The sequence below is a fragment of the Ohtaekwangia sp. genome (assembly GCF_036568665.1).
GTDB lineage: Bacteria > Bacteroidota > Bacteroidia > Cytophagales > Cyclobacteriaceae > Ohtaekwangia.
This window is the reverse complement of record NZ_DATCSD010000018.1, coordinates 1-8948: the sequence shown is the minus strand read 5'-3', so window position 1 is coordinate 8948 and position 8948 is coordinate 1. Positions and strand designations below refer to the sequence as shown.

Genomic DNA, 8948 nt, shown 5'->3' with positions numbered 1-8948 from the left:
CCCCTCAATCCACAGCCGAAACTCCGGTGCAGTCTCCTTGCTCACATGCACCTCTTCCTTCATCTCCGGGTTCAGATATACTCTGATCTTACCATTATCCGGCTTGAACCGCTCGATAGATTTCAGGTTCGCTAAAAACTTTCTATTGATCCGAAAGAAATCTTTACAACTGATCTCCGATTCCAGTTCTCCTATAGTTTTATCCAGGATCAATTGCCGTCCACTAAAATCTTTCGCGAATACAATTTTGTGCTCGGTATAGAAATACGCTATATCACAAAGATCCATTGCTACGAACTCCGTTCCCTTCTTGGCGATGATGCGATTGCGCACCGGCTGCTGCGGTATATTTTGAATGAATTTCAAAAGATTGCCTTGCAGGAAATGATCACGCAGTATAGCGACCTTTTCCAGCGAGCGTTTCAGTTTCTCTTCGGTGATCGGTTTAAGTAAATAATCGATCGCATTAAACTCAAAGCTCTCCAGTAAATATTTATCATAAGCCGTAGTGAAAATTACCGGGAATGATACCGGATGTTTTCGGAATATCTCGAACGAATGATCATCTGAAAGCTGTATATCTACAAATGCCAGGTCGGGCGATGGATTCTGTGATAACCATTGAATGGAATCTTTTACACTGCTCAACTTGGTTAACACTACGATGGATTTATCGAGTGTATATAACATCGTTTCCAGTTTGGCTTGTGCGAGTAATTCATCTTCAATGATAATAACGTTCATGGCAAGTGTAGTTAAGCGTTGATCGGTATAAGCGGAAGTGTTACCGTAAAAGTTTCCTGTTCATTAGCCGTATATATACCTTTGCCGGTAATGATTCTGAAGCGGTCATCCAGGTTCTTCAATCCTATTTTAGAGGAATGTTGTATGCTTCGCTTCGGTTGAATTTTATTTTTTATACGAAGCATACCATCGTGTATGGAAATACATACCTGCAGCGGCATGCGTTCGGATATTTCATTATGCTTCACCGCATTCTCCAATGCCACAAAGGCAGATATAGGGGGAATGAGAAATTCTTTTGTTATCGCACTGCTGAAGTTCTTTTGAATGTTGAGCGCTTCACCAAAGCGAAGTTTGAGTAAAGCTGCATACGTATCCATAAAGATAAATTCATCTTCCAGCACTACCAGCGTTTGTTCTTTCTGCGACAATATATAGCGGTATACTTCGGCAAGATTCTCGGTAAAGAGCTTGGCTTTGTCAGGTGCCGTGCCAATGAGGTAGGAGAGACTGTTGAGTGAGTTGAACATGAAGTGCGGATCGATCTGATTCTTCAAAGCCTCTAATTCGGCCTCTGCTTTTGCGCGCGATAGCTCTGCGTTTTTTACCTGCTCACTTTGCTGCTCCTTTACCATAAACACTGTTTCGTATACATGGATCACAAATAAAACACAGATAACATTTACCAGGGCAACAATAAGAATAGTGTTCCAATGAATAAATGAAAATCCTGCCCACCGATACCAGAGGCAAAGCCAGGCTATAGTAAGTGGCGTAGTATAGAAAATGTTATTCATGAAAAGCAGAATAAGCTTTTCGATTGGTTTATCGAACCACGTAAACCGCTTGCGTGTGCTGAACATCAGGTAACGATTACCCTGCCAGATCATAGCCGCCAATACGATAAAGAATATATACCCCATCCAGTAACGGTAGTCGCGATAGGTAAGCGTACCAAAGATTCCCGTAAGGTTAGGAATAGATATACCGAAGAAAGGAATACCGATCAGTCGGATGAGTTTGTCATTCAACTGCACTTCCTGTGGAGTATTCAAATCAGGATATATATCTTTTCCGGTTGAGGACATAGATCTTCCGTTTCAGTAACACGTTCCGGTTTTGTATCTATAAATTTCACAATTTCAGACCGTACTTCCATACAATGCTTAATTTTATAAGGAAGTAATTATATATAGTAACGCTTTACCTTATCACATGGATTCTATGAAACTGTCTCTCGGACGAATGGTTATTCTCGTGCACGACTACGATCAAGCATTTCGCTTCTATGAGAAGACGTTGAATGCCCGCAAACTATATGATATGACTACCGACTCCGGACAACGTTACCTACATATAGCTTTCTCCGATCAGGATACTGCGGGCATCTGGTTCCTCAAAGCAACCTCGCCTACACAACAGGCAAATGTAGGCAGACAAACACAAGGCCAGCCAACCTTTGTACTATATACCGATTCATTCAATCAACTGCATCAGCAACTACAACAACACAACGTACAGATTATACGCCCGCCTGTAACAGACGCAGGCGCCACCTTTCTGCATTTCCTCGACCTCTACGGCAACGAAATCGTCCTGGCTCAAATCGAACATTAAACCTTAAATCATAAACACTTTGAATTTCTAACCTAAATACATCAACACCTAACACGTAAACATATGGATTTAAATTATTGGTCTATCCTCGCAGCCGCAGCATCAACCTTTCTTATAGGAGGTATCTGGTATTCACCCGCAGTATTTGGTAAAGCCTGGATGCGCGAAAACGGATTCACAGAAGAGAGTATGAAAGGCGCTAACATGGCAAAGATCTTCGGACTATCGTTCGTCCTCGGACTTATTGCCGCAGTAAACCTGGCTATGTTCATGGGCCCTGAAGATAAACCTGAGATGGGAGCACTCTGGGGATTCCTCGCAGGCTTCGGCTGGGTAGCAACATTCATAGGCACTCATTACCTGTTTGAAAGAAGATCGTTCAAACTATTTCTCATCAACGCAGGCTATAGCATCGTAGCACTAACCGTAATGGGCGTGATCATCGCGGCCTGGAAGTAGTTGCGTGTATTTGTACTTCGACATTCGTTGATCGATGTTCCTTGTTAGCTATTCGGATTTCCGTTATTCGTTAATAGTTATTCGTAAAGTGTATTCCTTATTCAAGGTGTCAGTTAAGAACAGCTGACACCACTACCAACTTCAATATTCGTTGATCGATGTTCCTTGTTCATTATTCAATTTTGTTATTCGAGAGCCATTAACTATTCCTGCATTTAATCTGCGTGGTTCTGCGAGATCAGCGGGAAACAAAATTAAATTCCCCCAGATTATTATATCTTTGGTTCGTTATGAACCAGCAATACCTTTCTGCATTCGGTGAAGTTCTTCTTTATATAATAGGAGGCGTTGTCTTCATACTCGTTACACTCCTTGTTTCAAGGATTGTTCGCCCCAACAGACCTAATCCCGAAAAATTATCGACTTACGAAAGTGGCGAAGAACCTATTACCGCAGCATGGACGCAATTCAATATTCGATTCTATATAGTAGCGTTGATATTCCTGCTCTTCGAAGTAGAGATCGTTTTTCTTTTTCCGTGGGCAACTATTTTTGCCAATGAAGACCTGATCCGTGAAACCAACGGAGCATGGGGTTGGTTTTCGTTGATAGAGATGGTGATCTTTATTTTTGTATTGGCGCTGGGTCTTGCTTATGCGTGGGTGAACGGTCACCTCGACTGGATCAAGCCCGATCCTAAACCGACAGAAGTAAAGTCAGTAGTTCCGCGCGAACTGTATGATGCCATCAACGAGAAGTATAAAAGTAAAAACAACGGCTAGCCTACACGAATAAGATCATGAAAGGATTACTGGATCAGAAATTTGAGCAAGGTGGTGTAATCGTTACACAATTGGATGATCTGCTTAATTGGGCGAGGTTATCTTCAATGTTCCCCATGACGTTCGGTATAGCGTGTTGTGCGATTGAGTTTATGAGCACCGGTACAACGGTGTATGATATGGATCGCTTTGGTATGGCGCCCCGTTCATCGCCACGCCAGGCTGATGTGATGATCGTTGCCGGAACAGTAACGTTTAAAATGGCTGATCGCATCAAGCGCCTCTATGAACAGATGGCCGAGCCTCGCTACGTGATCTCGATGGGCTCTTGCTCCAACTGCGGAGGACCGTATTGGCAGCACGGCTATCACGTTGTAAAAGGTGTTGATAGAATTGTGCCAGTAGATGTATATGTACCCGGATGTCCGCCCCGCCCTGAAGCATTGATAGGAGGATTTTTAAAACTACAGGAGAAAATTCGCAATGAAAGTTTAGCGGCTCCTACTGCTATAGAGAAGTTGATAAATAAAGAAACAGTAGTTTAATTATATACTTCTTTTCTTCTGATTTTTCGAAACCATTTTTTGAACCACTGCTTGTGGTACATCTCACGCCACGCTACATGCTGATCTATAACTTTCATGGGAGCGTCTTTTGGCCACAACGTTCCGATGCAGCTTAGTTCATGAAACATCTTTAATATATCCTCTTGTGAGTAGTGTTGCTGGCCATAACCACAATCTATAAAATATGATATGAGTTTTTGTTGATGTTTCTTTCTTAAGACCATAACTCTCCATGGCTATAGTATTCATAAAGTCATGTAAGACTTTTTCTGCAGGCACTTCCAGTAAATGGCACAACATGATAAAATGCGAGGGGAGATTTAACGACATCTCTTCTCTTCTTGAACCTTTCCAAGGTTTATTTTTTTTGTCGGATTCCTTTTTCATTCTGCTCTCCTTTGATTCAAAGGTAAAATGTTTTTTCGTAAATGTGCTTATAACCCCATTTTATTTTTGTTATATAACCTCACTTTTCAGGCTCATTCACATTCTATATGAAAGCCTCGGAATTTTCAGCAGAACTTTTAAAGCTTGGTAAAAGAATAAAGCAATTAAGAAAACATAGAAAGCTTAGATTACTAGATCTTGAGATTCTCTCCAAGATCAACGACAGCGATATTAGTCGTTATGAACAAGGGAAAGAGAACATCGAATTTCAAACAATTTTTAAATTAGCCAAAGCACTCGATGTTGAGGTAAAAGTTTTGTTGGATTACGATGGTCCTTTACCTGACAATATTGATTTCAAAGGATTGGGAAAGAAGGAGAACAGAAAGAGAAAATAGAATTTACTGATTGTATATTAGGTTAGTCTTTAGCGTTCTGTTTTGATGTTTTTTTCGGGATCAAACTCTTGATCTTTATACTTCCCGATTCTTTATATCCTTTTGCCAGATCGTAGTTGAGTTGTGCCTGCATCCAGAATTCGGGCGTGGTATCAAATGCTTTGCTGAGCTTGAAAGCCATCTCTACCGAGATTGCATAATCTCCTTTTAATATAGCATACAGGTTTTTGCGTGCAATGCCCAGCGCTCCCGCTACATCTGTGATGGACAGTTGATGAGGTTTTATATAGAGCTCTTCAAGAATCTGTCCGGGGTGCGCGGGGCTTTGCATGCGTGCCATAGTTATTTACTTTGGTTCCTGCTTATAATTTAACTGGTATATATCACCGTCTGCAAAGCGAAACGTAAAAGTTCCTATACCTTTTACCTGCAGACGATAACTATCGTTATTGGATTCCAATATGCTGACTTGCGAAATAGAAAGATCGCGCGGAGCAGACGCTGCGTGTATAACCGAGAGCCATAGCAACAAGCTATCCTTCAGCTCACGGGATATACCCGTAGCTGTTCCCTTTTCAAAGAGACTTTTCAGAACGCTATGGCGGATCGATACTATCATTTATGTTCAACCTTGCGATTGGGTCACAAAAATAAAATAATTATTGTTACCCTGAAGGTAACATCTCAAAAGTTATCCTATATTTGCATCACAATTAGAAAAACACATGAAACCGGCATTTACCATATTTAACAGCAACCCTTCACGCCAGCATATATATCTGGTAGGAAAGGATTATGGGATATGCCCGGGTATAAATACCGTTATATAGCTATATAACAGTCAGTATTGATAGAACCCCGGGCGAACAACCCGGGGTTTTTTATTTGGTTTATTTTTTTTGAGGGACATATAGCTCAGTTGGCAGAGCAAGGCATTGTTAATGCCTCGGTCGGTGGATCGTGCCCATCTATGTCCGCAGATATCCGGCAGTTGAGTATATATAGTATATATTTCAATAGTTCGTGCACGCGTGCGAATGATCTGCCGGATTGCGTAATGAACGCCCGCATGTACCAGGGAGGCGGAGAGATCTTTATCGGTTTCTCGTGGCAGGTTCAATTCCGGCCGGGTGAGTTTTTAAGCGTGAGTAAATTATTCACGCTTTACGAGGTGTATCGGCTCACGCTTATACCGTGTAAAAACCGTAATGGTTATATGTTGGTTCAAGTCCAGCCACCTCGACATAGGGCAAGCGATGGATTACGGTGAAGTAATATTCCCTGTGTCCGATGCAAATGCCGGTGACGCGATAGCATAGTCGCTGATAAATGCGCTTCATCACAAATGAAGAGATCGAGGTTAAAGCCCTCCGCGTCACAATATATTAGAATAAAAAATAAATGTTACCTAATAGGTGACAAGTAACAAAATCGAAACGTATATTTTCCGTATGAATTATCGATATCCATATTATTCTTGTCTATACCCCACATATACTATACCGGAGAGCGGAGTATATATGTCTGATTAATGCGAAGCAGGTAATGAAGATATATAACGAAGCCTCCCGATGTGGAGGCTTTTTTTATGAATAAATATCAGGACATAGCGAAGCCAGGTATCGCGCCTGCATTGGAAGCAGGAGACCGGAGGTTCGAACCCTTCTGTCCTGACAGTATATATATCGGAAGGTAGACCGTAAGTGGGAGCGGGCCACTCTGTAAAAGTGGTGCATTTATGCCTTGGATGTTCGATTCATCCCCTTCCGACTGAGTGCTAGTCGTTACACGTTAATGGCGGTCGTTAATCGTTATATCGGATAACGATAACGTGTAACAGTTAACGCTATCACAACCACTAACCTAACCACCATGCGCTGCAGTTCTGTTCAGGAAGAACTTACGATGGTCGTTGTGTACTATAGTAAAAAGACTCCCGGAGAATTTCCGCGGAGTCTTTTTCTTTTACTTGTAAACAGGTCATTCCACTATATATTCTACCGAATGGGCTTCGTATGGTAAAGGAACCTCCAGTTTCCGTAGCAATCGCATCAATACATTTTCCGGTACAACATGTTCGCGGTTATAGTTTTGTCGTACCCATTCCCGATGAGGCACCTCTATATATATTATACGAACGCGGGCTTTATAGGTAGCGAACAAATCTATCCATTGCGAACGCATCTGGCGGGTGATGTTCGTGGCGTTCCAGATAAACCGTTCGCCTTTGCGTAGATATTCGCGCGCCTGTTCTTTCGCCATTTGCACCGCTTGTCCCGTAGCAGTAATGTCGTCCGGTTTAAACTTATGTTGTCTGCGAATGTCATCAAGACTCACCACGGGCCAGTCAGCATAATGCTTTTTGATATAGCGGTCTTTGCCCATACCGGGTAAGCCTGATAACATGATCACATCGCTGCGCAGATCGTCAAACGGTATATACTCCGGATGCGATTCTTCTTTATGGAAGTATACGAATCGCGCTAAATCGGAAGCAAAGCTTTTCGGGCCTTGCCAACATCCAACTTCTTCGCAATATGCCTGAAAGAAATCGATACGTTCCAGTAATTGCTGTTGATCGTTGCAGATACGTCCTGATACATCCGCTCTCGCGATCAACGCCAGCAGCGGCATGTCTATCCGAAGCGATGCACCCAGCAATGCTTTAACAGGATCAGTCTTCTCCATTAGCCAGAGCGGTAAGCCGTGTAACCGCACGAGTGCTGCTACTTGTTCCCGTTGTTGAAAGGGCATGCCAAGGTGATATAGCACCTGGCGCGAAGTATACTCTCCTTTACGGGCATGCCCATGAGAAGTAATGCGACCATCTTGCTCCGTTATAGTGGTTGATCTTTTCTCAACATCGTGTAACAAAGCGGCAGTCCATAGCAGCTCTTGTTGTGATGCTGGCAGCGCTTTATAGTATATATCGGAAGTTAAGGCTTCCAGTACCATTTGCGTGTGTACTGCTACATTCCCTTCAGCATGGTACAGCGCATCTTGCGGAACATCGCGCATGGCAGCTACCCAATCGAATTGCTTTTCCAGGTGGCCCCATGTTTTATTGGTTGATAAAATCCAGTTCATAAAATAATTTTAATGTTATACCTGTGGGTATTCCCACTGTAATTTTGCCCTGCGCCAATGGCGCGTCCAATGTTCATCCGTCTTCACGTGACCTTTGCGAACATACTTGAAAACGTTGTTCATAAAATCGTCAACTTTATACTCTTCGGCATTTCGGCTCACGATCCCTTCGCATGTGCAGGGTTGTTCTGTATGAATATCATACGAATCGAACCTGCTGTGCTGCTGAACCAGCAGGAGTATATCCTGCCGGTAAGCAAGCTCGTCCTGAGGTTGTACAATCTTTACTTCCGGCACCGTAGGAAAATCGAACAGGGCTGCATAGAATTTTACTTCTTCCCAGCTTAACCAGGTATCGAGTATGCGTATAGCGAATACGTGGTAATGATGTTCGAGCTTTCGGTATTCGATCGAATGAACAGCATATAGATTTTCGCCGAAGATCTCCATGTCGCCCAGATCATGCCTGATCAGGTTCCAGTGATCGCGGATAGCTTTTGTCCATGCTGATGTCGTTGGTGCTGCATGCGATCGGGCAAACACACCATAACGACTCAGACAATTATTTTCACCATCCAGTTTTTCAGTATGTATCACCGAAGTGATTTTTTGTACGGCCAGCCAGTAGTCGTGATGAATACGGTCATCGCTGGTGGTGCCGGGTGAAAACGGGTAATGGTAAGTTCTTCCATATTTGCGGGAGATACTCATTATCTTGTAATTTAAGTGAATAACGTGAATGAAATTCCCAGGCAATAGCAGAACCGTTGTGGAGTTATACTGCACAAGCTGTTATTGACAAGGAATAGTATAGATAGGATAATACCGATCCGGCTCCCGAACGGGAGTATAAATAAGGATGGTATAGTATTACAAGACGAGCATTTTAAAATCCCTCAGTTAAAGGG

At 42.7% G+C, this 8948-nt stretch carries 12 protein-coding genes and 3 tRNA genes; 8 read left to right on the top strand and 7 right to left on the bottom strand.

Translation table 11 applies throughout. The features are described 5' to 3' along the window. Both VIN08_RS00830 and VIN08_RS00825 read right to left on the bottom strand, forming a co-directional pair. The coding region (locus VIN08_RS00830; RefSeq protein WP_331958781.1) for a LytTR family DNA-binding domain-containing protein at positions 1-744 on the bottom strand (744 nt) is incomplete at its 3' end. An 11-nt stretch (positions 745-755) separates the two neighbouring features. Beyond that, positions 756-1832, bottom strand: coding sequence for a histidine kinase (locus VIN08_RS00825; RefSeq protein ID WP_331958778.1), 1077 nt, complete (start codon positions 1830-1832; stop codon positions 756-758). A 136-nt stretch (positions 1833-1968) separates the two neighbouring features. Here VIN08_RS00825 and VIN08_RS00820 point away from each other — a divergent pair, with 136 nt between their 5' ends. From VIN08_RS00820 to VIN08_RS00805, 4 genes are all read left to right on the top strand, one after another. After that, the gene (locus VIN08_RS00820) at positions 1969-2361 is read left to right on the top strand and encodes a VOC family protein (RefSeq protein WP_331958775.1); all 393 of its coding nucleotides are present in this window, start codon (positions 1969-1971) and stop codon (positions 2359-2361) included. Between the two features lie 63 nt (positions 2362-2424). Continuing rightward, a complete protein-coding gene (locus tag VIN08_RS00815; protein WP_331958772.1) occupies positions 2425-2820 on the top strand; it encodes a DUF1761 domain-containing protein in 396 nt (131 codons plus the stop codon). A 290-nt stretch (positions 2821-3110) separates the two neighbouring features. Continuing rightward, on the top strand, positions 3111-3602 hold the full coding sequence (locus tag VIN08_RS00810) for an NADH-quinone oxidoreductase subunit A (RefSeq protein ID WP_331958769.1): 492 nt from the start codon (positions 3111-3113) through the stop codon (positions 3600-3602). 17 nt (positions 3603-3619) lie between these two features. Next, positions 3620-4147 (top strand): NADH-quinone oxidoreductase subunit NuoB, encoded by a 528-nt coding sequence (locus VIN08_RS00805; RefSeq protein ID WP_331958766.1) that lies wholly within the window; start codon positions 3620-3622, stop codon positions 4145-4147. A gap of 138 nt (positions 4148-4285) precedes the next feature. On the opposite strand, the gene VIN08_RS00800 is transcribed toward VIN08_RS00805, so the two are convergent. Next, positions 4286-4555 carry a hypothetical protein gene (locus VIN08_RS00800; protein ID WP_331958763.1) on the bottom strand — a complete coding sequence of 90 codons (270 nt, stop codon included), beginning with the start codon at positions 4553-4555 and terminating at the stop codon, positions 4286-4288. A gap of 107 nt (positions 4556-4662) precedes the next feature. Here VIN08_RS00800 and VIN08_RS00795 point away from each other — a divergent pair, with 107 nt between their 5' ends. Beyond that, a complete protein-coding gene (locus VIN08_RS00795) occupies positions 4663-4953 on the top strand; it encodes a helix-turn-helix transcriptional regulator (RefSeq protein WP_331958760.1) in 291 nt (96 codons plus the stop codon). A 22-nt stretch (positions 4954-4975) separates the two neighbouring features. Here VIN08_RS00795 and VIN08_RS00790 read toward each other — a convergent pair whose 3' ends face one another. Next, positions 4976-5293 carry a HigA family addiction module antitoxin gene (locus VIN08_RS00790; protein WP_331958757.1) on the bottom strand — a complete coding sequence of 106 codons (318 nt, stop codon included), beginning with the start codon at positions 5291-5293 and terminating at the stop codon, positions 4976-4978. A 6-nt stretch (positions 5294-5299) separates the two neighbouring features. Further along, on the bottom strand, positions 5300-5572 hold the full coding sequence (locus VIN08_RS00785; RefSeq protein WP_331958754.1) for a hypothetical protein: 273 nt from the start codon (positions 5570-5572) through the stop codon (positions 5300-5302). Between the two features lie 285 nt (positions 5573-5857). Here VIN08_RS00785 and VIN08_RS00780 point away from each other — a divergent pair. The 3 genes from VIN08_RS00780 to VIN08_RS00770 all read left to right on the top strand — a co-directional run bounded on the left by VIN08_RS00780 (position 5858) and on the right by VIN08_RS00770 (position 6723). Further along, positions 5858-5930 (top strand) — tRNA-Asn (locus VIN08_RS00780). A 623-nt stretch (positions 5931-6553) separates the two neighbouring features. Further along, a tRNA-Pro gene (locus VIN08_RS00775) sits at positions 6554-6627 on the top strand. A 12-nt stretch (positions 6628-6639) separates the two neighbouring features. Then, positions 6640-6723, top strand: a tRNA-Tyr gene (locus VIN08_RS00770). A gap of 210 nt (positions 6724-6933) precedes the next feature. Here the strand turns inward: VIN08_RS00770 and VIN08_RS00765 are convergent. Together VIN08_RS00765 and VIN08_RS00760 are read right to left on the bottom strand one after the other, a co-directional pair. Continuing rightward, positions 6934-8040 (bottom strand): ATP-binding protein, encoded by a 1107-nt coding sequence (locus tag VIN08_RS00765; RefSeq protein WP_331958753.1) that lies wholly within the window; start codon positions 8038-8040, stop codon positions 6934-6936. Between the two features lie 15 nt (positions 8041-8055). Further along, entirely contained in the window at positions 8056-8751 is a 696-nt protein-coding gene (locus VIN08_RS00760) for an RNA ligase family protein (RefSeq protein ID WP_331958750.1), read from the bottom strand. Positions 8752-8948 lie beyond the last annotated feature (197 nt).